Origin of the sequence: Streptomyces mutabilis (assembly GCF_046628145.1) — a bacterium.
GTDB lineage: Bacteria > Actinomycetota > Actinomycetes > Streptomycetales > Streptomycetaceae > Streptomyces > Streptomyces mutabilis.
The window spans coordinates 979,537-1,003,620 of sequence record NZ_CP176874.1; the positions used below are offsets into that span (position 1 = coordinate 979,537).

The 24,084-nt window shown below is 72.5% G+C and carries 21 protein-coding genes and 1 pseudogene; 10 read left to right on the forward strand and 12 right to left on the reverse strand.

Going from position 1 to position 24,084, the window contains the following annotated elements; translation table 11 throughout:
- Positions 1-53 precede the first annotated feature (53 nt).
- On the forward strand, positions 54-1,187 hold the full coding sequence (locus tag ACLIN4_RS04065) for a methyltransferase (protein ID WP_411576730.1): 1,134 nt from the start codon (positions 54-56) through the stop codon (positions 1,185-1,187).
- Here ACLIN4_RS04065 and ACLIN4_RS04070 read toward each other — a convergent pair.
- Positions 1,177-2,037, reverse strand: coding sequence for a class II fructose-bisphosphate aldolase (locus ACLIN4_RS04070; protein WP_289907698.1), 861 nt, complete (start codon positions 2,035-2,037; stop codon positions 1,177-1,179). The two genes, ACLIN4_RS04065 and ACLIN4_RS04070, sit on opposite strands and share 11 nt — an antisense overlap.
- Before the next feature lie 46 nt (positions 2,038-2,083).
- The gene (locus ACLIN4_RS04075) at positions 2,084-2,965 is read right to left on the reverse strand and encodes an SIS domain-containing protein (RefSeq protein ID WP_289907699.1); all 882 of its coding nucleotides are present in this window, start codon (positions 2,963-2,965) and stop codon (positions 2,084-2,086) included.
- A gap of 134 nt (positions 2,966-3,099) precedes the next feature.
- On the opposite strand from ACLIN4_RS04075, the gene ACLIN4_RS04080 reads away from it, so the two are divergent.
- Positions 3,100-3,879 (forward strand): DeoR/GlpR family DNA-binding transcription regulator, encoded by a 780-nt coding sequence (locus ACLIN4_RS04080; protein ID WP_191886455.1) that lies wholly within the window; start codon positions 3,100-3,102, stop codon positions 3,877-3,879.
- A gap of 33 nt (positions 3,880-3,912) precedes the next feature.
- On the opposite strand, the gene ACLIN4_RS04085 is transcribed toward ACLIN4_RS04080, so the two are convergent.
- The gene (locus ACLIN4_RS04085; RefSeq protein ID WP_411575501.1) at positions 3,913-4,872 is read right to left on the reverse strand and encodes a hypothetical protein; all 960 of its coding nucleotides are present in this window, start codon (positions 4,870-4,872) and stop codon (positions 3,913-3,915) included.
- Positions 4,873-5,062: 190 nt separating this feature from the next.
- Between ACLIN4_RS04085 and ACLIN4_RS04090 the strand changes: the two genes are divergently transcribed.
- Positions 5,063-7,324: a heavy metal translocating P-type ATPase gene (locus ACLIN4_RS04090; protein ID WP_290012276.1), complete on the forward strand. Its 2,262-nt coding sequence runs from the start codon at positions 5,063-5,065 to the stop codon at positions 7,322-7,324.
- A gap of 264 nt (positions 7,325-7,588) precedes the next feature.
- Positions 7,589-8,332 (forward strand): phosphatase PAP2 family protein, encoded by a 744-nt coding sequence (locus ACLIN4_RS04095; RefSeq protein ID WP_290012277.1) that lies wholly within the window; start codon positions 7,589-7,591, stop codon positions 8,330-8,332.
- Here the strand turns inward: ACLIN4_RS04095 and ACLIN4_RS04100 are convergent.
- The 8 genes and pseudogenes from ACLIN4_RS04100 to ACLIN4_RS04135 form a co-directional block, all read right to left on the reverse strand.
- A pseudogene (locus ACLIN4_RS04100) lies at positions 8,293-8,561 on the reverse strand (phospholipase A2); the annotation flags it as partial. The gene ACLIN4_RS04095 and the pseudogene ACLIN4_RS04100 sit on opposite strands and share 40 nt — an antisense overlap.
- A 4-nt stretch (positions 8,562-8,565) precedes the next feature.
- Positions 8,566-9,159 (reverse strand): hypothetical protein, encoded by a 594-nt coding sequence (locus tag ACLIN4_RS04105; RefSeq protein ID WP_290012278.1) that lies wholly within the window; start codon positions 9,157-9,159, stop codon positions 8,566-8,568.
- A 5-nt stretch (positions 9,160-9,164) separates the two neighbouring features.
- Positions 9,165-10,025 (reverse strand): carbohydrate ABC transporter permease, encoded by an 861-nt coding sequence (locus ACLIN4_RS04110; RefSeq protein ID WP_107476960.1) that lies wholly within the window; start codon positions 10,023-10,025, stop codon positions 9,165-9,167.
- A complete protein-coding gene (locus ACLIN4_RS04115; RefSeq protein WP_107476959.1) occupies positions 10,022-10,969 on the reverse strand; it encodes a carbohydrate ABC transporter permease in 948 nt (315 codons plus the stop codon). The genes ACLIN4_RS04110 and ACLIN4_RS04115 overlap by 4 nt, the downstream gene beginning before the upstream one ends.
- The gene (locus ACLIN4_RS04120; RefSeq protein WP_411575502.1) at positions 10,966-12,249 is read right to left on the reverse strand and encodes an ABC transporter substrate-binding protein; all 1,284 of its coding nucleotides are present in this window, start codon (positions 12,247-12,249) and stop codon (positions 10,966-10,968) included. Before ACLIN4_RS04120 ends, ACLIN4_RS04115 begins: the two co-directional genes overlap by 4 nt.
- Positions 12,250-12,311: 62 nt before the next feature.
- Positions 12,312-13,073 (reverse strand): cupin, encoded by a 762-nt coding sequence (locus ACLIN4_RS04125; protein WP_411575503.1) that lies wholly within the window; start codon positions 13,071-13,073, stop codon positions 12,312-12,314.
- Positions 13,067-13,996 carry a PmoA family protein gene (locus tag ACLIN4_RS04130; RefSeq protein WP_107476957.1) on the reverse strand — a complete coding sequence of 310 codons (930 nt, stop codon included), beginning with the start codon at positions 13,994-13,996 and terminating at the stop codon, positions 13,067-13,069. The genes ACLIN4_RS04125 and ACLIN4_RS04130 overlap by 7 nt, the downstream gene beginning before the upstream one ends.
- Complete coding sequence (locus tag ACLIN4_RS04135; protein ID WP_411575504.1) at positions 13,993-15,108, reverse strand: Gfo/Idh/MocA family protein; 1,116 nt, start codon at positions 15,106-15,108, stop codon at positions 13,993-13,995. Before ACLIN4_RS04135 ends, ACLIN4_RS04130 begins: the two co-directional genes overlap by 4 nt.
- A 221-nt stretch (positions 15,109-15,329) precedes the next feature.
- On the opposite strand from ACLIN4_RS04135, the gene ACLIN4_RS04140 reads away from it, so the two are divergent.
- The 3 genes from ACLIN4_RS04140 (at position 15,330) to ACLIN4_RS04150 (ending at position 18,385) form a co-directional block, all read left to right on the forward strand.
- Positions 15,330-15,923: a Dps family protein gene (locus ACLIN4_RS04140; protein WP_073731174.1), complete on the forward strand. Its 594-nt coding sequence runs from the start codon at positions 15,330-15,332 to the stop codon at positions 15,921-15,923.
- Between the two features lie 114 nt (positions 15,924-16,037).
- On the forward strand, positions 16,038-17,102 hold the full coding sequence (locus ACLIN4_RS04145; protein WP_179350290.1) for an ABC transporter permease: 1,065 nt from the start codon (positions 16,038-16,040) through the stop codon (positions 17,100-17,102).
- A gap of 80 nt (positions 17,103-17,182) precedes the next feature.
- Positions 17,183-18,385 (forward strand): cysteine desulfurase-like protein, encoded by a 1,203-nt coding sequence (locus ACLIN4_RS04150; protein ID WP_411575505.1) that lies wholly within the window; start codon positions 17,183-17,185, stop codon positions 18,383-18,385.
- Positions 18,386-18,429: 44 nt separating this feature from the next.
- Here ACLIN4_RS04150 and yicI read toward each other — a convergent pair whose 3' ends face one another.
- Entirely contained in the window at positions 18,430-20,700 is a 2,271-nt protein-coding gene (yicI, locus tag ACLIN4_RS04155; RefSeq protein ID WP_411575506.1) for an alpha-xylosidase, read from the reverse strand.
- A 283-nt stretch (positions 20,701-20,983) separates the two neighbouring features.
- Here yicI and ACLIN4_RS04160 point away from each other — a divergent pair, with 283 nt between their 5' ends.
- From ACLIN4_RS04160 to ACLIN4_RS04170, 3 genes are read left to right on the forward strand one after another with little or no spacing between them, the layout of a single operon-like run.
- On the forward strand, positions 20,984-22,270 hold the full coding sequence (locus tag ACLIN4_RS04160; RefSeq protein WP_289907709.1) for an ABC transporter substrate-binding protein: 1,287 nt from the start codon (positions 20,984-20,986) through the stop codon (positions 22,268-22,270).
- Positions 22,271-22,281: 11 nt separating this feature from the next.
- A complete protein-coding gene (locus ACLIN4_RS04165) occupies positions 22,282-23,235 on the forward strand; it encodes a carbohydrate ABC transporter permease (protein ID WP_107476953.1) in 954 nt (317 codons plus the stop codon).
- Between the two features lie 6 nt (positions 23,236-23,241).
- Entirely contained in the window at positions 23,242-24,069 is an 828-nt protein-coding gene (locus tag ACLIN4_RS04170; protein WP_107476952.1) for a carbohydrate ABC transporter permease, read from the forward strand.
- Positions 24,070-24,084 lie beyond the last annotated feature (15 nt).

Sequence of the window (24,084 nt, forward strand, 5' to 3'; positions counted from 1 at the left end):
GTGAGCTGCGGCTCGGCTAGCCTGGACACACGATGAACGACCGCACCGACCGTATGACCACGCCCTGGGGCGAGCACGTACTCACCCGCTTCCCCGAGGACCCGCGCGACCGGCTCCGGGCCTGGGACGCCTCCGACGCGTACCTGCTCGGTCATCTCGCGGAGCGGGAGGTCCCGCTGTCCGGCACGGTCGTGGTCGTCGGCGACCGCTGGGGCGCCCTGGTGACGGCGCTGGCCGAGCACCGTCCCGTTCAGATCACCGACTCCCACCTCGCCCGGGAGGCGACCCGCGCCAATCTGGAGCGGGCGGGCGTCGAGCCGGGCTCCGTGCGGCTGCTCACCACGCAGGATCCGCCGCCGGAGCGGATCGACGTGCTGCTGGTGCGGGTGCCCAAGAGCCTGGCGCTCCTGGAGGACCAGCTGCTGCGGCTGGCGCCGGCCCTGCACGAGGGCACGGTCGTGGTCGGCACCGGGATGGTGAAGGAGATCCACACCTCGACGCTGCGGTTGTTCGAGCGGATCGTGGGACCGACCCGTACCTCGCTGGCCGTGAAGAAGGCCCGGCTCATCTTCTCGACCCCGGACCTCTCGCTGAAGCGGCCCGCCAACCCCTGGCCGCTGCGCTACCGGCTCCCCGACGACGTCGGTCCCGTGTCCGGACGGACCGTCGTCAACCACGCCGGTGTCTTCTGCGCCGACCGGCTCGACATCGGCACCCGGTTCTTCCTCGGGCACCTGCCGGACGGCGGTGGCTTCCGGCGGGTGGTGGACCTGGGCTGCGGCAACGGCGTGGTCGGTACGGCGGTGGCGCTGGCCGACCCGGACGCCGAGGTGCTGTTCACCGACGAGTCCTTCCAGGCCGTGGCGTCCGCGGAGGCCACGTACGAGGCGAGCGGGGCGGCGGGGCGGGCCGAGTTCCGGGTCGCCGACGGGCTGGCCGGGGTGCCGGACGGCAGTGTCGACCTGGTGCTGAACAACCCGCCCTTCCACTCCCACCAGGCGACGACGGACGCCACCGCGCGGCGGATGTTCGGCGGGGCGCGGCGCGTGCTGCGCCCCGGCGGTGAGCTGTGGGTGGTCGGCAACCGGCACCTCGGCTACCACGTCGCACTGCGGCGGTTGTTCGGCAACAGCGAACTGGTCGCGAGCGACCCCAAGTTCGTGGTGCTGAGGGCGGTCAGGAAGTAGCCCGGGCGACCACCCCGACGAGCGTCGCCACCGTGCGCACCATGGCCTCCCGTCCGGCGGTGAGGTAGCCGCGGGAGTCGGCCGCTTCGGGACGGGCGGCCAGGTACTCCCTGATCGCGCCGGTCATGGCGAGGTTGAGCGCGGTGCCGACGTTGACCTTGGAGATGCCGCCCGCAACGGCGGCGGTGAGTTCGCCGTCCGGTACGCCGGAGGAACCGTGCAGCACGAGCGGCACCTCCAGCGCGCCGGACAGTTCCTTGAGCAGGTCGTGGTCGAGGGCCGCGGTGCGGGTGGTCATGGCGTGGGAGCTGCCGACGGCGACGGCCAGGGCGTCCACACCGGAGTCGGCGACGAAGGCGCGCGCCTCGGTGGGGTCGGTGCGGGCGCCGGGCGCGTGGGCGTCGAGCGGCGGTGCGCCGTTCTTGCCGCCGACCTCCCCCAGCTCCGCCTCGATCCACAGCCCCCGGGCGTGCGCCCAGTCGGCGGCGGCCCGGGTCGCCGCGAGGTTCTCCGCGTACGGCAGCCGCGAGGCGTCGTACATCACGGAGCTGAACCCGGCGTCCGGGGCCTGGCGCAGCAGGCCGTCGCTCTGGACGTGGTCGAGGTGCAGGGCGACCGGCACGGCGGCGCCCTCGGCAGCGGCGACGGCCGCGCGGGCCAGCGGCAGCAGGCGGCCGTAGCGGTACTTGACGGCGTTCTCGCTGACCTGGAGGACGACGGGCGTGCGCACGGACTCGGCGCCCGCTATGACGGCCTCGACGTGCTCCAGGGTGATGACGTTGAAGGCGGCGACGGCGGAGCGCGCGGCTGCGGCGCGGGCCACCAGGTCGCCGGTCGTGGCGAGGGGCACGGTCTCTCTCTTTCCCGGGTGCCGGAGCGCGGGTGTCGGGCGGGCGTCAGGGGGCGAGGATCACCGAGCGGGTGAGGTGGCGGGGCCGGTCCGGGTCGAGGCCGCGGGCGGCGGCGACGGCGACGGCCAGGCGCTGGGCGCGGACCAGTTCGGCGAGCGGGTCGAGGTCGCCGGGCACCCATGTCGCGCCGGTGTCCCGGACCTGGCCGGCCAGTCCGTCGGGGGCCTCGCCGAACATCCAGGTGGCCGTGCCGGCGGTGCTGATGCTGATGGGTCCGTGTCGGTACTCCATGGCCGGGTATGCCTCGGTCCAGGACAGGGAGGCCTCGCGCATCTTCAGGCCGGCCTCGTTGGCCAGTCCGACGGTCCAGCCCCGGCCGAGGAAGGTGAACTGGGTGCACTCGACGAGCCCTTCGGGCAGTTCGGCCGCGAGTGCGGCGCGGGCGTCGGCGACGACCGCGTCGGTGTGCAGGCCCAGGTGGGCGCGGAGCAGGGTCAGGGCGGTGGTGGCGAACCGGGTCTGCACGACGGAGCGTTCGTCGGCGAAGTCGAGCACGACCACGTCGTCGGCGGCGGTCATGACGGGCGTCCCCGGGTCGGCCGTGAGCGCGACCGTGCGGGTGCGGCCCTTCAACTCGGTGAGCAGTTCCAGTACTTCGGTGGTGGTGCCGGAGCGGGTGAGGGCGACGACGCGGTCGTACGCGCGGCCCCGCGGGAACTCGGAGGCGGCGAACGCGTCGGTCTCGCCCCGGCCGGCCTCCTCGCGCAGCGCCGCGGCCGACTGGGCCATGAAGTACGAGGTTCCGCAGCCGACGATCGCCACCCGCTCCCCCGCCGTCGGGAGCACCGCCGCGTGCCGTGCCGCCTCGGCGGCGGCGCGTGTCCAGCACTCGGGCTGGCTGTTGAGCTCGTCCTCGACGTACGTCATGACGCACACTCCCCGATCACTGAGCATTCTGATTGTTCCTGCAAGGTATAGCCATCTTTCAAGCACAATCAAGCAATTCGAGGGAAGAGTGCGGTGCGCTAGGGTCGGCGGGAGATCGAGGAACGGAGGCGCGGATGTCGCGCGACGCCCGCTGGAAGGCGCTGCTGGAGCTGCTCGTCGAGCGCGGCCGGCTGGACGTCGAGGAGGCGGCGGCGGAGCTGGAGGTCTCGGCCGCGACGATCCGCCGTGACTTCGACAGGCTCGCGGAGCAGCAGATGCTGGTGCGCACCCGCGGCGGCGCGGTCGTGCACGGGGTGTCGTACGAGCTGCCGCTGCGCTACAAGACGGCCCGTCACGCCTCGCAGAAGCAGCGCGTCGCGCAGGCGGTCGCGGGCCTGGTGGCGCCGGGCGAGGCGGTGGGTCTGACCGGGGGCACGACCACGACCGAGGTGGCGCGCGCCCTGGCCGTGCGGGCCGACCTGGCTTCGGGGACGCCGGCGCTGACCGTGGTCACCAACGCGCTCAACATCGCCAACGAACTGGCCGTCCGGCCGCAGTTCAAGATCGTGGTGACGGGCGGGGTGGCCCGGGCGCAGTCGTACGAGCTGATCGGGCCGCTCGCGGACGGGGTGCTGGGGCAGGTGACGGTGGACGTGGCGGTGCTGGGCGTCGTCGCCTTCGACGTCGCGCACGGCGCCGCGGCCCACGACGAGGCGGAGGCCGCGATCAACCGGCTCCTGTGCGAGCGCGCCGAGCGCGTGGTCGTCGCCGCCGACTCCAGCAAACTGGGCCGGCGGGCGTTCGCCCGGATCTGCGCGACCGAATCGGTGGACACGCTGGTCACGGACGGGGCGGCCGACCCGGACCTGGTGCGGCGTTTCGAGGAGGCCGGGGTCCGGGTCGTCCTGGCCTGAGGGGCCGACGGGTTCCCGCGGGGATGCCGGCCGTCAGTGCCCGTGGCCGTCGGAGTGTTCCGGGGTGGCATCCGGGGCCGGGTCCCGGTCCCCCGCGTCCGGCGCCGGTCCGACCCGAACGGTGAACGCCGCGGTGCGGACCTCGCCCTGGTGCCGGAAGTCCAGGAAGAGACGGTAGGTGCCGGCGCTGGGCGCGGTGGCCGTGAAGGAGATCTCCGGGCCGGGCCTGGTCGCGCCGTCGCCCGGTTCTCCGTTCGGGTGGACGTGGAGGTAGGCGAGGTCGCCGGAGCGCAGGGCGACCAGATGGCCGTAGGCGCCGAGGTAGGGCTGGAGGTCGGTGACGGGTTCGCCGTCGCGGGAGACCTTCAGCTTGAGCTCTCCCGCCTTGCCCGGCCGCAGGGAGCCGGCGAGTTCGACCCGGTAGCCGTCGGTCGTGACCGCGCTGTCCGGGGCCGGGAGGCGCGCGGGCTCGTAGCGCCCGGAGGCGGCGAGGTCGGCGCCGAGGGTGAGGTTCTCCGCGCCCTTCGTCGCCGGGGTGAAGTCGGCGAAGACGCGGTAGCCGCCGGCGCTGGGCAGGTCGACGAGGGTGCTCCAGGTGCCGTCGGCGGCGCGGGTGGGGTGCAGGTGGCGGTAGGTGACCAGGTCGCGTGAGGCCACGATGAGGTGCAGTTCCTTGTCGTGTTCGCGCCGGTAGGACGTGACGGCGTCGCCGCTCGCGTCCCGGACGGTGAAGCGCAGCTCGGCCCGCTGACCGGCGGTGACGCGTGGGGTGGCGAGGTCCAGGGTGTAGCCCTTGTCGGAGATCTGCAGCCCGCCGGCCGGCGTGGCGCCGTGTCCTGCGTCGGGTTCGGGCGAGGGCCGGCGGTGCTCGTCGTGCGGCGCGGGCGTGCTCTCGGCGACGACCGGTTCGGCCATGCTGCCGACGCCGTACGCGGTGCCGAAGGTGGCGGCCAGCGCGGCGGCGAACGCGGTGATCCTCAGTCCGGTGTGCATGGTGGGTCACTCCTCGAATCCCGGGGCCTCCGGATCGCGGGAGACCTCTTCATGCACTTCACAATACCCCTAGGGGGTACCTAGTCAAGAGAATGAGGCGCTTGCTTTCGGTACCCCCCAGGGGTATACATGACCTCGGCAGCGATACCCCCGTCAGGTATCGGCATCGGGATCCGTGTCAGGAGCAGCCATGACCACCAGTACGACCGGCGCACCGGCCGAGGTAGAACTCACCATCGGCGGCATGACCTGCGCCTCGTGTGCAGCCCGGATCGAGAAGAAGCTCAACCGGATGGACGGGGTCACCGCCACGGTCAACTACGCGACGGAGAAAGCCAAGGTCAGTTACGGCGATGGCGTGTCCGTACCGGAGCTGATCGCCACCGTCGAGGCGACCGGTTACACGGCCCGCGAGCCCGAGCCGGTGCGCGCCGATCCCCCGCCCGGGCCGGAGAGCGAGGGGGCCGACGACGAGCTGCGGCCGCTGAGGGAACGGCTGGTCACCGCCGTGGTACTGGCCGTCCCGGTCATCGCGATGGCGATGGTGCCGGCGTTGCAGTTCGAGTACTGGCAGTGGTTGTCGCTGACGCTGGCGGCGCCCGTCGTGACCTACGCCGCCTGGCCCTTCCACAAGGCCGCCGTCACCAACGCCCGGCACGGTGCGGCCACCATGGACACGCTGATCTCGGTGGGCACGTCGGCGGCGTTCCTGTGGTCACTGTGGGCGCTCTTCTTCGGCACCGCCGGCACCCCCGGCATGACGCACCCCTTCGAACTGACCATCGCCCGCGCTGACGGTGCCGGGAACATCTACCTGGAGGCCGCCGCCGGCGTGACCGCCTTCATCCTGGCCGGCCGCTACTTCGAGGCCCGCTCCAAGCGCAGGGCGGGGGCCGCGCTGAAGGCGCTGCTGGAACTCGGCGCCAAGGACGTCACGGTGCTGCGGGACGGCCGCGAGGAGCTGATCCCGGTCGGTGAACTGAGGGTCGGGGACCGTTTCCTGGTCCGCCCGGGCGAGAAGATCGCGACCGACGGCACGGTCGTCGAGGGCACCTCGGCGGTCGACGCGTCGATGCTCACCGGCGAGTCGGTGCCGGCCGAGGTCGGCGTGGGCGACGCGGTCACCGGTGCGACCGTGAACGCGGGCGGGCGGCTGCTCGTCGAGGCCACCCGGGTCGGCTCCGACACGCAGCTCGCGCGGATGGCGAAGCTGGTGGAGGACGCGCAGAACGGCAAGGCCGCCGCCCAGCGGCTCGCCGACCGCGTCTCCGGTGTCTTCGTCCCCGTCGTCATCGCCCTCGCGCTGGCCACCCTCGGCTTCTGGATCGGCAACGGCGCCGGAATGACCGCCGCGTTCACCGCCGCCGTGGCGGTCCTGATCATCGCCTGCCCCTGCGCGCTGGGCCTGGCCACGCCGACCGCGCTGATGGTCGGCACCGGGCGCGGCGCCCAGCTCGGCATCCTCATCAAGGGCCCGGAGGTGCTGGAGTCCACCCGCGAGGTCGACACCATCGTCCTGGACAAGACCGGCACCGTCACCACCGGCCGCATGACGCTGCTCGCCGTGCACACCGCCGACAACACCGAGGAGGCCGAGGTACTTCGGCTGGCGGGTGCCCTGGAGCACGCCTCCGAGCACCCGATCGCCCGCGCGGTCGCCGACGGAGCGCTTCAGAAGCTGGGCGCGCTGCCCACGCCCGAGGACTTCGCCAACGTTCCGGGGCTCGGTGTGCAGGGCGTTGTCGACGGCCACGCCGTCCTGGTGGGCCGCGAGAAGCTCCTGGCCGAGTGGGCCATGCAGCTGCCCGCCGGACTGGCGCGGGCCAAGGCCGGTGCCGAGGCCGCGGGCCGGACCGCGATCGCCGTCGCCTGGGACGGCGAGGCCAGGGCGGTCCTGGAGGTCGCCGACGCGGTCAAGGACACCAGCGCCGAAGCCATCGGCCGGCTGCGCGCCCTGGGCATGACCCCGATGCTCCTCACCGGGGACAACAGGGCCGTCGCCGAGGCGGTGGCCGCGGAGGTCGGCATCGCTCCCGAGCACGTCGTCGCCGAGGTCATGCCCGAGGACAAGGTCGACGTCGTCAAGCGCCTCCAGGCCGAGGGCCGTTCGGTGGCGATGGTCGGCGACGGGGTCAACGACGCCGCCGCCCTGGCCCAGGCCGATCTGGGACTGGCCATGGGCACCGGCACCGACGCCGCCATCGAGGCCGGCGACCTGACCCTGGTCCGCGGCGACCTGCGCGCCGCCGCCGACGCGATCCGGCTGGCCCGCAAGACGCTGGGCACCATCAAGTCCAACCTCTTCTGGGCCTTCGCCTACAACGTCGCCGCCCTGCCGCTGGCCGCGGCCGGCCTGCTCAACCCGATGATCGCCGGAGCGGCCATGGCCTTCTCGTCGGTCTTCGTCGTGGGCAACTCACTGCGGCTGCGCGGTTTCGAGGCCGCGAGGTGACCGTCCCCACGCCCAGCCGTCGGCCGGCCCACCCGGGCCGGCCGACGGCCTGTGTGCCCCTCGTTCCTCACCCGGCGGGACACGGAGACCGGGAACGCCGCCGGACGACCGCCCGCGAGGGTCCGCGAGGCCCGGCGGGCGCGCCGTCCCCCGTACGGGCGCCGCCGACGCGCCGTGCGAGCGGGGACGGAACAGGCTGGTACGCCGACGGACCCGGCGCCTTCGGCGCCGCCCGGCCCCCATCGCCCCGCGGAGCAGGAGCCCATGACCGAACCGACCAACGCCGACGGGGACACCAGGGGCCCGCTCGCGCCGGCCCCGGCGCCGGGCCGTTCCCGCGGCCGGACCCTCGACGCCGTACTCGGTGATCTGCGTGCCGTGGACGGGGCGCTGTACGCGGCGGTGGCCGCCACGTCCACGCCCACGCTGGACCGTGCGCTGCGCCGGCTGTCGAACGCGGCCGACCACTCGAAGATCTCACTCTCGATCGCCGCCGCGCTCGCGACGGCCGGCGCCCGGCCACGACGGGCCGCCCTGGTCGGGCTCGGGGCGGTCGCCATGACGTCGGCCGCCTCGAACCTGCTGGGCAAGCGTCTGGTGCGCAGGGCGCGGCCGGACCGTGAGGCGGCGCGGGTCACGGTCGACCGGTACGTGCCGATGCCGGCGTCGGCGTCGTTCCCGTCCGGGCACACCGCCTCCGCGGTCGCGTTCGCCACGGCGGTCGGCGTGGTCCTGCCCGTGGCGGCCGTGCCGCTCGGTGCGCTGGCGGGCGCCGTCGGCTACTCGCGGGTCCACACCGGCGTGCACTACCCCGGGGATGTCGCCGCGGGCGCCGTCCTGGGCATCGCGGGGGCGGCCGCCGCGCTGGCGGCAGCGGCGGCCTCCCCGGTGCCGGACCTGCGGTCGGTCTACTCGCCGCCGCGGGCACCTTCCCGTGCGCGAACGTGGCGGCCCCGTCAGCCGAAGGCCCTCACGGCCTGGACGCCGAAGGTGCCGGCGTCCTTGTAGTTGCGGTAGCCGAAGTCGTGGCGCGCGCAGGAGTTGCTGAAGGGGAAGCCGCACGGGTTGTCCGGCAAGGAGGAGCAGCAGTCGGTGGTCCAGTCGAACCCGTAGGCGACCCGGCGGGCGGCCCGGCGTTGTAGCTCGACGCGCTGGTCTGCGTCCAGCTCGCGAGTACCCGCGATTTTTCGGCGGGAGCGGCGTCGGCGGTCGCGGCGGTGGCGAAGACGGTGGTCATTCCCTCAACTCCCGTGCGTGCGCCGTACGTCGACCGCCGTGAGCGCCAACGCCAGCGGTCCGGGGGCCAGGAACGCCAGCGGCACCAGCATCCAGGCGCACAGCGCCGCCGTCGCCACCGCGAGCAGCACCAGGGTGCTGCCGCCCGCGTCCCGTACGGAGTCACCGGCGGCGGCCCGCACGGCGGCCGGCCAGTCGGAGAGCGACTCGGGGCGGGCACAGGCCCGCAGCCCCACCAGTACGGCGCCCGCACCGATCACGACCGCCGCTCCCGCGAAGAGCCGCGCACCGGGCAGCCCGGCCCCCGCGAGCGCCAGGTCGGCGGCGAACAGCAGCAGGCCGGCCAGGAGGACCGTCCCCGCCGCCAGGTCGCCGGCCCGCAACCGCCGCCGCAGCAGGGCGAAGTACGGCCCGGCGCCGGCGGGCCGGTCCTCCCCCGCTCCCCGCAGCACCGCGCACGCCGTGGACAGCGCGGCGGGCGCGGTCAGCAGGGGGAGGCAGGACAGGGCGGTGGCGAGGCCGACACTCAGCACGTCGGCGAACAGGGTCATCCGCGGCCCGAAGACCTCGCCGGGCTCCCGCGTACGCGTGCCGTTCACGCCGCTCACCCCTTGAGTCCGGAGCTGGCCATGCCCTCCACCAGGAACCGCTGGAAGGCGAGGAAGAACAGCACGATCGGCAGCAGCGCGATCACCGACATGGCGAACATCGGCCCGAAGGCCGAGGTGCTGGAAGCGTCCACGAACGACCGCAGGGCGAGCGTCAGCGTGAACTTGTCCGGGTCGAAGAGGTAGATGAGCTGGGTGAAGAAGTCGTTCCAGGTCCAGATGAAGGTGAAGATGGCCGTGGTGATGAGGGCCGGCCGGGTCAGCGGCAGGACGACGCTGAAGAAGCTGCGGAAGGGGCCGCAGCCGTCGATGCGGGCCGCCTCCTCCAGCTCGCGCGGCAGTCCCCGCATGAACTGCACGATGAGGAAGACGAAGAACGCCTCCGTGGCGAGGAACTTGGGCAGGATCAGCGGCCAGTAGGTGTTCACCAGGCCGAGCTGGTTGAAGACGATGTACTGCGGGATCAGCACCGCGTGGTGCGGCAGCATGATCGTCGCGATCATGAACGCGAACAGCGGGCCGCGCAGCCGGAACCTGAGGCGGGCGAAGGCGTAGGCGGCGAGCGAACAGCTGAGGACGTTGCCGAGGACCGCGCCGCCCGCGATCAGCAGCGAGTTGCCGAGCAGCCGCCACACCGACACGTCGTTGACGCCCTCCAGGGCGGTGGAGTAATTGGACCACTCCGGCCGGCCGGGCAGCAGGTTCAGGCTCGCGATGACCTCGTCGGCGGGCTTGAGCGAGGTGGCCAGCAGCCAGGCCAGCGGGTACAGCATGACCAGCAGGGCGGCCAGGCAGCCCGCGTGCAGGGCGACCCGGCGCCACCGGACGGGCTTGCGAGCGACGGTGAGCGAGGTCATCGGTCCCCCTCAGAGGCGTAGAAGACCCAGGAGCGCGACGTGCGGAACAGCACCGCCGTGACGGCGCCGATGGCGAGCAGCAGCACCCAGGCCATGGCGGAGGCGTAGCCCATGTGGGAGGCGACGAAGCCGCGGTCGTAGAGGTAGAGGGTGTAGACGAGGGTGGAGTCGGCGGGGCCGCCCTTGCCCGCGCTGACGGCGAAGGCGGGGGTGAAGACCTGGAACGCCTGGATAGTCTGGAGCACGAGGTTGAAGAAAAGCACCGGGGACAGCATCGGCAGCGTGACGGACACGAACTGGCGCCACTTGCCGGCGCCGTCCACGGCCGCCGCCTCGTACAGCTCGGGCGGGATCTGCTGGAGGCCGGCCAGGAAGATGACCATGGGGGCGCCGAACTGCCACACCGTCAGCAGGGCGACGGCCAGCAGGGACCAGCCCGGACGGTTCACCCAGCCGCCGGTGCCGAGCAGGTTGTCGACCGTGCCGCCGTCGTTGAAGACCGCCCGCCAGACCAGGGCGATGGACATCGACGCGCCCAGCAGCGAGGGCGCGTAGAAGGCGGACCGGTAGAAGCCCTTGCCGCGCTTGACGGACTTCAGCGCGAGGGCGACGAGGAGGGCGAGCGCGAGTTGCAGCGGGACGGCGAGGGCGACGTAGAGCAGGGTCGTGCGGACCGAGCGCCAGTAGCGCGGGTCCTCGGTGAACATCTGGGTGTAGTTGCGCAGGCCCACCCAGCGCGGCGGGTCGAAGAGGTTGTAGTCGGTGAAGGACAGGTACAGGGACACCGCCATGGGCAGCAGCGTGAGGACGGTCGCGCCGAGCACCCAGGGCGACAGGAACACCCAGGCGGCGCCCTCTCGCCGGCGACGGGGGCGGCGCTCGGGGGCGCCGCCCGGTGTGCGGGCCCGGCGGGCGGTGGCCGCGGGGACGTCGGTGGTGGTCATGACCGCAGCTCCGCCTTCGCCTCGGTGATGTAGTCCTCCGCCGCCTCGCGCGGCGACAGGCGCTCGTAGGAGACCTGGTCGTAGTCCCGTGCGAACGTGGTCTGCAGGGCGTTGTCCCCCGAGGGCGGTGCCTGCGGCGGGTCTTCGAGCGAGCCTTCCAGGGAGTCCTGGAAGTCGGCGATCGTGCGGTCGAAGCCGGTCAGGAGGGGCTCGGTCCGCTTGCGGACGGTCTCGTTGACGGGAATGCCGCGGGTGGCGCCGAGGATGTCGCCCGCCTCGGCATCGTTGATCATGAAGTCCACGAGCCCGGCCGCCGCGTCGGCGTGCGGAGAGTCGGCAAAGACGCCGAGGAACATCGACGGCTTGAAGTACTGGCCGGGTGTGCCGTCCTCGCCGGACGGCATCGGGCCGAGGGCGACGCCGCCCTCGACCAGCGCGGCGTAACCGCCGGCCGGGGCGTCCCAGTTGAAGTCGGAGACGGCCGTGCCGCGCCCGAGCGGGGTGTTCTCGACGGAGCCGTCGAGCTGGGTGGTCTGCTCTGCGGGCGACACGGCGCCCTCGCGGCGCAGGGCGTCGGTGAAGGTCCACCAGCGGGTCAGGTCGTCGACCGTGAAGCCCAGCCCGCCGTCCCCGGTGTAGAGGGACTTGCCCTGTCCGCGCAGCCAGACCTCGAAGGCGTCCTCGCTCTGGCCCGGGTCGACGGAGCCGGGCCGGCCGGTCTTCCGGGCCAGTGCGCGCATGGCGTCGGCCCACTCGTCCCAGCTCCAGCCCTCGCGCGGCAGCGGCACCCCGGACGCCTTCCACGCGGTGACGTCGTAGACGACCGTCTCGGTGCCGCGGCCCTGCGGGACGGCGTACTGGGTGCCGTCCACCCGGCCGGTGGCGAGCAGCCCCGGATCTATGGCCGAGGTGCGCAGGGCGTCCCGCTGCTTCGCGAGGTCGAGCAGGACGCCGCCGGAGGCGTACTGGTCGATCTGGCGGTAGTCGAGCTGCATCACGTCGGGGGCGTCGCCGCCCGCGGCCTGGGTGGCGAGCTTCTGCTTGTAGGCGTCGTAGCCGGAGAACGAGGTGCGCACCTCGATGTCCGGGTGGCGTTCCTCGAACAGGGCGACGGCCCGCTCCGTGCGTTCGGCGCGGTCGGGGTTGCCCCACCACGTGTAGCGCAGCACGACCTTGCCGCCGTCGGCCGACTCGGCCGAGCCTGAGCAGCCGGCCAGCAGCGCGCACAGGGCGAGCGCCGCGGCCGATATCCGGAATGCTCTCGTCCGGTGTCCGGGCATGCCGAGGTCACCTCTTCCTCTCCTCGGTCGGTTGCTTGCCTCCCCCTGCCTTGCGGCGTGTGCTACTCCCCCCGGTACGGCAGCGTCGTCCCCGGCAGCGCGTACTCGTCCCGGCGGCCGCACATGCCGTAGCCGCCGAGCCTGGTGGGTGCCGTCTCGTACGCGGTGGCGTCGGCGAGGTACCCGGGGTCGTCGTCGGCGAGGGCGTCGAGCTGGGCGCCGGTGCGCTCGGCGGCGGCCAGCGCGCCGGTCCGCCACAGCTCGCGCCAGCCGGGCACCTTGTCCCGCACCAGGCGGGCGGCGGCGTGCTGGAACTCCCTGTAGGGCCCGGCGTCCCCGGCGGCCAGCGCCTCGCGCAGCACCAGGTAGCCCTCGACGGCGAGGTCCCTGCGGCGCCGCGCCGCCGCCTCCGTCTCCGGCCCGGCGCCCGGCGGCAGCGTGGCCGCCGCGGCGTACGCCTCCGGGTCGGCCAGCACCTCGGGCGGGAAGGTGAAGACGGCGTCCCCGGCCTCGGGAAGGCCGCTGTTCTGCATCAGCACGGTGATGCGCAGGCCGCCTCCCTGCACCATGCGGTGCACGGTCCCCGGCGTGAACCAGGCGACCGAGCCGGGCTCCAGCGGGATGTCCCGGTAGCCGTCGGAGCTCAGCGTCTGCACCGCGCCGCGACCGCCGGTGACGACGTACGCCTCGGTGCAGACCAGGTGCAGGTGCGGGCTGCCGCCGCAGAAGCCGTCGGCCGCCTCCCAGTCGTAGGCGCTCAGGTGGGAGAGTCCGACGGCGCCCGGCAGGGGGTGGGGCAGCCCGGCCTCGGGGCCGCTCACCACGGCAGTCCCTCCAGGTACGTTCCGACCCGGTCGCGGTCCCAGGCGCCGTCGGCGACCACGATGCGGTAGCGGTAGGCGAAGGACTCGCCCGGGGGCAGCTCGAACTCCTCGAAGAACGCCCAGGAGAACGCCACGGTCGGGATGGGCTCGGCGCGCACGAACCAGTGCGAGGGGTGGATCGCCCGCTCCTCGTCGAGGTTCTCGGGCGCATGGGCGAAGACGAGGGTGGAGTGGGCGTCGACGTCGTCGTGCTCGGTGGTGAAGGCGAGCCAGGGGCCCTGGGTGCCCATCAGCTTCCCGGCGTCCGCGTCGGTGTCCGGGGCGAAGGCGGTGCCGCCGGTGAAGTCGCGGGGGCCGCGCCACTGGAGGCCGGTGTACCCGGCCATCTCCCGGCCCGCGGTGGTCGGGGAACCGAACGCCAGCGGTTCGGCACGGGTGTTGGTGAGGCGGATCGACCAGTCCAGGGACCAGGCGCCGGCCTCCTCGTCGACCGAGTGGAGGACCAGGCCGCGCTCCTCTCGGGCCCACTCGGCGCCGCCGTTCTCGATCCAGGTGAGGTGCTCGGTGAGGGCGAGCCGGTCGTCCTCGACCGTGAAGTCGGGGAAGCCGTCGTGCCGCATCGAGCCAACGCGTTCGGGCAGCGGCAGGTACCCCTCGCCGTGCACGTAGGAGTTGCCGCCCCAGAAGTTCTGGCCGGAGAGGTGACTGGCCGTCATCTGGAGGCCCTTGTGCCAGCGGTGGTCGCTGGGGCGGTAGCCGGTCACCGTGCGTCCGGCGAGGGTGCGCACCGGGTGGGCGTAGGGCTTGCGGGACTCGAAGGGGTCCGGGTCGGGACGGTAGACATAGCGGAGGATCTCGGTGCCGCCCGCGGCGGTGACGGCGATGTGGTCGCCGTGGGTGTGGGTGACCGTCAGGTTGCTCATGCGCGCTCCTCGGGGGCCCAGTCGGGGTGGTCGCCGTGCATGGCGGAGTGGAAGGGGTCACCGGGCGCGATCTCGCCCGCGAGGACCGGACGTCCGGTGAACGCCGCCTTGTAGAGGGCGGCGGCGAACTCCAGCGTGGCGCGGGCCTCCGGACCGCTGCCGGGCGGCCTCGCACCCGCGTCCCAGGCGTCCAGCACGGCGCCGAGCTGGGCGGTGTGCGAGCTGGGCACGTCCGCCGCCGGGGTGCGCCAGGCGGCGGCGCGCAGGGGGGCGACGTGCCGGGCCGGGGTGTAGGTCCAGTCGTCGTTGCGGTGCCCGTACAGGTGGGTCAGCTCGACCGTGGCGTCGGCGCAGTCGACGCGGACGCGGCTGACCTCGTCCGGGGACAGGACGCTGTTGACGACGGTGGCGAGGGCGCCGTTCTCGAAGCGCACCAGGGCGGTGGAGACGTCCTCGCTCTCGGTGTCGTGGACCAGGCGCGAGGCCATCGCCCGCACTTCGGCCCAGGGGCCGAGCAGGTGCAGCAGCAGGTCGTACTGGTGGATGCCGTGGCCCATGGTCGGGCCGCCGCCCTCGGTGGACCAGCGTCCGCGCCAGGGGACGGCGTAGTAGGCGGCGTCGCGGTGCCAGGTGGTCTGGCAGTGGGCGACCAGCGGGGTGCCCAGCTCGCCGCTCGCGATCAGGCGGCGGGCGTGCGCGGCACCCGAGCCGTACCGGTGCTGGAAGACGACGGACGCGTACGCCCCCGACGCCTCCTCCGCCGCCGCGATGTCGTCGTACTCGGCGAGGGAGAGGCACAGCGGCTTCTCGCACAGCACCCAGGCGCCCGCCTTGAGCGCGGCCACCGTCTGCTCCCGGTGCAGGGACGGCGGCGTGCCGATGAGGACGAGGTCGGGCCGTACGGCGTCCAGCATGTCGCCCGTCGACGTGTACCCGGCGACGTTCGCGCCGGCCTCCGCGCGGAAGGCGTCGAGCCGCGCCGGGTCCACGTCCACGGCGGCGACCAGTTCCGTCCGGTCGGCGTGGGCCCTGAGGGCGGGCAGGTGGCTGCCGGTGACGATGGCACCGGTACCGACCACGGCGACGCGGCGGCGGGCGGGACGTGGGGACATGCGGTCCTCCTCGGACGCCGGCGCACGACGGGCACGCGCGCCGCTAGAAAGCGCTTGCACTGCTGGTACTGCGGCAGACCCTAAGCGGAAGGCGAATGTCCGGACAACCCCCCAGCGTTTGCGGGCCCGACGGACGGCTGGTCGACTGTCGCCGGGGAGGGAACGGGGCCGGTCGCACCGCGCCGGCGCAGTCTTCAGTCCTGTCCGGAAGGAACCCAGGCGTGAGCAACCCCAAGTCGTCGTCCGTGGAGCACCGGTCCGACGGCAGCCAGCCCTGGCTGCACCAGAAGGGCCGCACCATCCAGGAGTTCGGCACCGTCAAGCAGTTCCCCGTGGCCCTGACCATGGATACCCGGCTCTACTCCTGCCAGCGGCTGAACAAGGTGCTGGCGGACACCCGGATCCTGCACGACCTGTACAAGAAGTACCACTGGCTGATGCGCGGGGCGACGTTCTACCAACTGCACCTGCTGCTGGACAAGCACGCCGGCGAGCAGCTGGAGCTGATCGACACCGTCGCCGAGCGCGTCCAGACGCTCGGCGGCGTCGCGATCGGGGACCCCCGGCACGTCGCCGAGATCACCACGGTGCCGCGCCCGCCGGACGGCGTCGAGGAGGTACCGGCGATGCTGTCGCGGCTGCTGGAGGCGCACGAGCTGATCCTGGCCGACTGCCACGACGCGGCCGCCCGCACCCAGGAGATGGGCGACGACGGCACCAACGACATCCTCGTCTCCGACGTCGTGCGCACCAACGAACTCCAGGCGTGGTTCGTGGCCGAGCATCTGGTGGACACGCCGCTGGTGCACGCCTGAGCCCGTCCCACGCGACGCCGCGGCCCCCGCCGGGGGCCGCCGTCACCCTCCGTACACCCCCGGGCGAGGGCCCTTCTGATGCCCTTTCGCCCCTTCTGTGGAAACGTCCGGCCTATGGCCCACATGTCCCACGGCGCCCATGCCCAGCCTCCGACGCGCGGGCAGCGGTGGTCCACGTTCCGGCAGTCGCCGTTCTGGCCGGCCACCGTGCTGGTGCTGATCCTCGCGGCGGCCGCGGGCCTCTTCGCGGGTTCGTACACCTACTCGATGGCGGACCCGACACCGCACTCGATCCCCACGGCGGTCGTGGGCTCGTACGAGGAGGCACGCGGCCGGGCCTTCCTGGACGGCCTGGAGAAGGCACTGAACGCCTCGGTGAAGGTGCGCCCCTACGACAGCGGCGCCGAGGCCCGCGAGGCGATCCAGGACCAGGAGGTCTTCGGGATCTTCGAGATCCGTGACGACGGACGGACGGCCGTGCTCAGCCTGTCCAGCGCCTCGGGCGCCTCGGTCGCCCAAGTGCTGGCCGAAACGGCGCCGGCGGTGGGAAAGAAGACCGGCGTCCAGGTCACCGTCCGGGACATCAATCCCCTGCAGGAAGGTGACCCTCGTGGCCTGGCGATCTTCTACGTCTCACTGGCCGCCGTCATCATCGGCTTCGTCGGGGCGATCCAGCTGAGCGTGCACGCGCGGTCCCTGACCCCGTTCGAACGCATCCTCTTCACCGCGGCCTACGCGCTGCTCGGCGGGTTCGCCATCGCCGCGACGGTGGACTGGCTGCTGGACGCGCTCGACCTGCCGTTCGTCGAGTCGTGGATGATCCTGGCGCTCACCATGTTCGCGTCCGGCATGGTCTTCACCATGTTCAACACCCTGTTCGGACGCTGGGCGATGCTGCCGACCTGGGGCCTGATGGTGCTCCTGGGCAACCCCTCGTCCGGCGGCGCGGTGTCCTGGCCCCTGCTGCCCTCCCCGCTGGGGGCGATCGGCCAGTGGCTGCCGCCCGGCGCCTCGGTCAACGCCCAGCACACGGCGGTGTACTTCCAGGGGCACCAGCACCTGTTCCCATTCCTGGTGCTGGGCGGATGGGCGCTGTTGTCCTGCGCGGTGTTCTGGATCTGGCGGCACCGTCATCCCGGCGGGCGCGAGAAGCAGCCGGCGCACGCCGCGGACTCCTGACCGCGCCTGGGCCGTCTTCCCCGATCCGCGCCCTGCTGCGATCATGAACCGGGAACGCCCCGCCTTCGGTTGGAGTACACATGGCCCTGGACGTCGACGCGATCCGCGCGCGGATACCCGCCCTGAAGTCCGGCACCGCCCGCTTCGACGCCCCCGGCGGCACGCAGACCCCGCAGCCCGTCATCGACGCCGTCGCCGAGGCGCTGGCCAACCCGCTGGCCAACCGGGGCCGCACGACCGAGGGCGAGCGCAACGCGGACGACATCGTCGCGCAGGCCCGGAGCGCGCTGGCCGACCTGCTGGGCGCCGACCCGCGCGGCATCGTGTTCGGCCGCAGCGCCACCCAGCTCGCCTACGACCTGTCCCGGACGCTCGCCAGGACATGGGGGCCGGGCGACGAGGTGGTCGTCACCCGTCTCGACCACGACTCCAACATCCGGCCCTGGGTCCAGGCGGCCGAGGCGGCCGGCGCGAGCGTGCGGTGGGCCGACTTCGACCCGGCCACCGGGGAGCTGCTCCCCGAGCACATCGAGGCCGTGCTCTCCCCGCGCACCCGGCTGGTCGCGGTGACCGCCGCCTCCAACCTGATCGGCACCGTGCCCGACATGCCGTCCGTCGCCCGCCTCGTCCACGGCGCCGGCGCGCTGCTCCACGTCGACGCGGTGCACTACGCCTCGCACGCCGTGGTGGACCTCGCGGCGCTGGGCGCGGACACGCTGGTGTGCTCGCCGTACAAGTTCCTCGGTCCGCACCTGGGGGTACTGGCGGCGCGGCCCGAGTTCCTGGAAACGCTGCGGCCGGACAAGCTGCTGCCCTCCAGCGACGCCGTCCCCGAGCGGTTCGAGCTGGGCACACTGCCGTACGAGCTGCTGGCCGGGGCCCGCGCCGCGGTGGACTTCCTCGCGGCTCTGGAGCCGGACGCCCGCGGCAGCCGCCGGGACCGGCTGGTGGCCTCCTTCGCGGCCCTCGAAGAGCACGAGGAGGCGCTGCGCGGGCGGATCGAGCGGGGGCTGGCGGACCTCGGCGGGATCACCGTGTACTCGAGGGCCGCCCGGCGCACGCCGACCCTGCTGTTCACCGTGGAGGGCCTGCGCCCCGCCGAGGTGTACCGGCAGCTCGCCGAGCGAGGGATCGACGCGCCGGCCGGTTCCTTCTACGCCCTTGAGGCCTCGCGCCGGCTGGGCCTGGGCGACGAGGGCGCCGTGCGCGTGGGACTCGCGCCGTACACCGACGCGGACGACGTCGACCGCCTCCTCACCGCGCTGGGCACCCTCGCCCGCTGACCCGGCGGCTCACCGCAGGGGCACCCTCGCCCGCTGACCCGGGCTCACCGCAGGGGCACCGTCACCTCACCGGCGCCCTCCGCGCCCGCCCCGCCCGCGACCCGCACGGTGAAGGGACGGTCGGTTCCGCTCGCGGTGACCCGCAGGACGTCGCCGTCCCGCCGCACCCGGAAGGTCGCCGCCGGTGTGCCCAGCAGGTCGGGCACGGTGACCTCGGCCGCGTAGTCGGGCCCGGCCGGCGGGTGGACCAGCAGCGTCGGGGCGTCCAGCCAGTCGCCGTCGGGACGGCTGTCGTCGGCGGCCAGCGGGAGCACGGCGCCCTCACGGACGTACAGCGGCAGGCTGTCGTAGCCGTGCCGTTCGGTGCGCCAGGCGGGGCCGGTGACGCGCTCGCCGGTCAGGAGGTGGGTCCAGGTGCCCTCCGGGAGGTAGACCTCGACCTCGCCGTCCTCGGTGAAGACCGGGGCGACCAGGAGGTCGCTGCCGAGCATGTACTGGCGGTCCAGCGTCCGGCAGCCCGGGTCGTTCGGGTACTCCAGGACCATCGGCCGCATCATGGGCACGCCGGTGCGGTGGGCCTCGGCGGCGACGCCGTACAGGTAGGGCATCAGGCGGTGCTTGAGGAGGGTGAAGCGGCGGGCGACGTCGACCGCCTCCTCGCCGAACTCCCACGGCACCCGGTACGACGAGGAGCCGTGCAGCCGGCTGTGCGAGGAGAGCAGGCCGAAGGCCAGCCAGCGTTTGAAGACCGCCTCGTCGGGGGTGCCCTCGAAGCCGCCGATGTCGTGGCTCCAGAAGCCGAAGCCGCTCAGGGACAGGGACAGGCCGCCCCGCAGCGACTCGGCCATCGCCTCGAAGGACGACCAGCAGTCGCCGCCCCAGTGGACGGGGTACTGCTGGCCGCCCGCGGTCGCGGAGCGGGCGAAGAGGACGGCCTCGCCCTGCCCGCGCTCCTTCTCGAGGAGTTCGAAGACGGTGCGGTTGAACAGGTGGGTGTAGTAGTTGTGCATCCGCTCCGGGTCGGAGCCGTCGTGCCAGACGACGTCGGTGGGGACGCGTTCGCCGAAGTCGGTCTTGAAGCAGTCCACGCCCTGGTCGAGCAGCGGCTTGAGCTTCCCGGCGTACCAGTCGCGGGCCGCGGGGCTGGTGAAGTCGACCAGGCCCATTCCGGCCTGCCACAGGTCCCACTGCCAGACGTCGCCGTTCGGGCGCCGCACCAGGTGGCCGAGGGCGGCGGCCTCGTCGAAGAGCGGGGACTTCTGGGCGATGTAGGGGTTGATCCAGACGCTGATCCTCAGGCCCTTGGCCTTGAGCCGGGCCAGCATGCCGTCCGGGTCGGGGAAGACGTCCGGGTCCCACCGGAAGTCGCACCACTGGTACTCGCGCATCCAGAAGCAGTCGAAGTGGAAGACGGTCAGCGGGATGCCCCGCTCGGCCATGCCGTCGACGAACGACGTCACCGTGTGCTCGTCGTACGAGGTGGTGAAGGACGTGGTGAGCCAGAGGCCGAAGGACCAGGCGGGCGGCAGGGCGGGGCGGCCGGTGAGGGCCGTGTAGCGGGTGAGGACGTCCTTGGGGGTCGGGCCGGCGACGACGTAGTACTCCAGCGTCTGGTCCTCGACGCTGAACTGCACCTGCCCGACGGACTCGGAGCCGATCTCGTAGGAGACGGCGCCGGGGTGGTTGACGAAGACGCCGTAACCCCGTGAGGAGAGGTAGAACGGGATGTTCTTGTAGGCCTGCTCGCTGCTGGTGCCGCCGTCGGCCTGCCACATGTCGACGACCTGGCCGTTCTTGACGAACGGGGTGAAGCGCTCCCCGAGGCCGTAGATCTGCTCGCCGACGCCGAGGGAGAGCCGGCTCAGCATGTGGTGGGCGCCGTCGCCGGTGGTGGCGAAGGCCGTGCTCTTGGCATCGGCGCGGGTCAGTTCGCGTCCGTCGGCGTCGTGGAAGGTGAGGCCCCAGGGGCCCTCGCGGTCCAGGCGGAGGGTCAGCGGGCCGCTGGTCAGCTCGGTGACGGTGCCGTCCTGACGGACCGTGCCGGCGCCGTCCGCGTCGGCCGTGAGGGCGAAGTCGGGGCCGGGCCGGCGCTTGCCGGCGTGGTGGGTGACGCGGACGCCGATGACGCCCTCGGCGGGAGAGAAGCATTCGACCGTGAGGAGCGGCGCGTTGAGCGTGTCTCCCCTCCGTGTCACCTTCTTCACGGCGGCATGGGTGGTGAAGCGCTTCGATTCAGTGCGCAGGTCGCGCACTTCGGTGGCGTACGAGATCTGTACGCCCTCGCGGATGAGCCAGAAGCCGTCGGTGAACTTCATGATCTTCCTCGGGTGGGACGGGAGCTGTCGGATGGGAGCACGGGGGCCGTCCCGCAGCGTTTTGATCGTACACAAAACAAATCCCGCCGCCGAGGGTACGGGACCGGCTCAACCGCTCTGATCAGGCGTGATTACCGACAAGAACAAACTCTTCACGCCACGAAGCGGAGAGACCGGGGCCACTTTCCTCTAGCGCGACGGCGCGTCCTTGACGTATTAGTCATCGCATCAAACAAAACGGTCCGGCGAGGAAGCCGGACGGTACGACAGCAAGGGCCGCACCATGTCGAAGCGCTTCACCTCGCTCGCCTTGACAGCTCACCCTCCTGCCGCCGGGCGACACGGGCGGGGACGCTCACGCCGAGTCGTCGCCCCGGTCGCCGCCGTCTGTGTCCTGGTCGCCGGGGCCGCGCTCACCGGCTGCGGACAGCAGCGGGACGCCGACGTGTACACCGTGCTGAACTCCTCGACCGACGAGTCCTACCACCGCTGGGACGCGGAGGCGATGGCCCGGTGCGGCAAGCAGCTGGGCGTCACCATCGAGCAGCAGAGCGTCCCGGCCGCGCAGGTGATGACGAAGGCGCTGCGTATGGCGTCGTCCAAGTCGCTGCCCGACATCGTGCAGTTCGACGCGTCCGAGATGCCGACCTTCGCCGACGCGGGCGGCCTGACCGACCTGCGGTCCCTCGGGCTGAGCACCGACGACATCCCCGACGGCATCGTCGACTTCGGCTCGTACCGGGGGACCTACTACGGCGCCGCCCGGTCGGTGAACACGCTCGCGCTCTTCTACAACAAGGACGTGCTCGACGAGGCGGGCGTCGAGGTGCCCACCACCTGGGCCGAGCTGAGGGAGACCGCGAAGAAGCTCACCCAGGGCAAGCGGTACGGCCTGGCGCTGAGCGCGGGCGGCGCGGAGGACGGCGTCTTCCAGTTCCTGCCGTTCATGTGGTCCAACGGCGGCGACGAGACCGACCTGGACAGTCCCCGGGTCGTGGAGGCGCTGGACTACTGGAAGGGCCTGCTCGGGGACGGCTCGCTGTCGAAGTCGACGGTCAACTGGACGCAGGCGGACGTCAACGACCAGTTCATGGCCGGCAACGCGGCGATGATGATCAACGGCCCGTGGCAGGTGGAGACCCTCAACACCGACGAGTCGCTGCACTGGGGCATCGCGCCGATCCCGGTGCCGGAGGCCGGCGAGGACTCGGTCGGACCGCTGGGCGGCGCCGTGCTCACCGTCCCGAACACCGGTGACGAGGCGCGGGAGAAGACCGCCGGGAAGATCGTCGCGTGTCTGTCGAGCGAGCAGGAGCAGCTGACCTACGCGCTCAACAGCTGGATGGTCCCGGCGAACGCCAAGGCCGCCGCCGTCTGGCGCGAGCGGGTGCCGGAGCTGGACTCCCTCGCCGACCAGGTGGCCGTCGCCCGGTCCCGGACGGGGAAGCTCGGCGCCGGCTGGTCGAGCGTGTCGCTCGCCCTGCAGAGCGCCTTCCAGTCCGCCCTGACCGGTCAGTCCAGCGAGACCGCCCTGAAGCGCGCCCAGCAGCGGGCCACGAGCGGGAACTGAGGTACGCGTCCATGACCACGTCCACCGTCACCCCCCGGACGCCCGGGAAGGCGTCCGCGCCGGCCGCGGCCCCCGACCCCGCCCGGATCGCGCGCCGGCGCCGGCTCGCCCAGTGGGGGTTCGTCGCCCCCGCCGTCGTCTTCATGCTGCTCTTCTTCGGCTACCCGCTGGTCCGCAACGTCGTGATGAGCTTCCAGCACTACACGCCGAAGACCTTCTTCACCGGTGAGGCGCCCTTCAACGGCTCCGACAACTGGTCGAACGTGTTCCAGGACGCCCTGTTCGGCAAGGCGCTGTGGCACACCCTCGTGTTCACGGCCGGCTCGCTGCTCGGGCAGTTCTGCATCGGCATGGCACTCGCGGTCTTCTTCAGCCGCCGGTTCCCGCTGAACGGCGTACTGCGCTCGCTGATCCTGCTGCCCTGGCTGGTGCCCATGGTGGTGTCCGGCATCGTCTGGCGGCGCATCCTCGACCAGGACACCGGTGTCCTCAACTCCTTCCTGGACACCCTCGGCATCGGCGGCCACACGCCCTGGCTGACCAGCCCGGAGATGGCCCTGCTGTCCGTGATCCTGGTCAACATCTGGATCGGCATCCCGTTCAACATGGTCATCCTCTACGGCGGTCTCCAGGAGATCCCGAAGGAGCTGCACGAGGCCGCCGCGCTGGACGGCGCCTCGGCGTGGCGCACCTTCCGCTCGGTCACCCTGCCGGTGCTCAAGCCGGTCATCACGGTCGTGCTGGTGCTCGGCTTCATGTCGACGGTGAAGATCCTCGACCTGATCCTCGCCCTCACCGACGGCGGCCCCGCCGACGCCACCCAGACGCTGGGCACGCTCACCTACCAGAACTCCTTCGTCCAGCTGGACTTCGGCGCGGGTGCCGTGGTCGGCAACGTGCTCATCCTGATCTCCGCCGTGTTCGCGGTGTTCTACCTGCGGGCCAACCGCACCGAGGGGAAGTGACCGACGATGGCCACCCACACGCCCACCGCGTCCCGGCGCCGCTGGGGCTCCACCGTCGCCGGTGTGCTCGTCCTCGCCGTGATGCTGTTCCCGCTGTACTGGATGCTCAACACCGCGCTCCAGCCCGAGTCGGGGCTGCTCCAGGTCGACCCGGTGCCGGGCAGCCTGGACCTGTCCGGCTTCTCCAAGGCCATCAGCGACCAGGGCGGGAACCTGCTGACCTCGCTGGCGGTGTCGCTCGGCGCGGTCGCGATCTGCCTGCTCGTCTCGGCGCCGGCGGCGTACGGGCTGGCGCGTTTCGGGCTGCGCGGCTCGCGCACCATCGTGTTCGGCACGCTGATCACCCAGATGGTGCCGGGCATCGTCATCGCCAACGCGCTCTACAACTCCTACGTCGACCTGGGCCTGGTCAACTCCTACTTCGGCCTGATGCTGGCGGACGCCTCGCTGGGCATCCCGTTCTCCATCGTGCTGATGCGCTCCTTCATGGTGTCGATCCCGGGCGAGGTGATCGAGGCCGCGCAGATCGACGGCGCCGGGCCGGTGCGGACGTTCGTGCGGGTGGTGCTGCCGATGAGCCGCAACTCGCTGATCACATCGGGGTTGTTCGCGTTCCTGTTCTCGTGGAGCGACTTCATGTTCGCGCTCACCCTGAACACGACCGACGACGTGAAGCCCATCACGCTGGGTATCTACCAGTACATCGGCGCGCACGTCGGCGACTGGGGCTCGGTGATGGCCGCCTCCGTGCTCTCCGCGGTGCCGGCGGCGATCCTGCTCGTCCTCGCCCAGAAGTACATCGCCGCCGGGATCACCGGCGGTTCCGTCAAGTGACCACCTTCGTCCAGG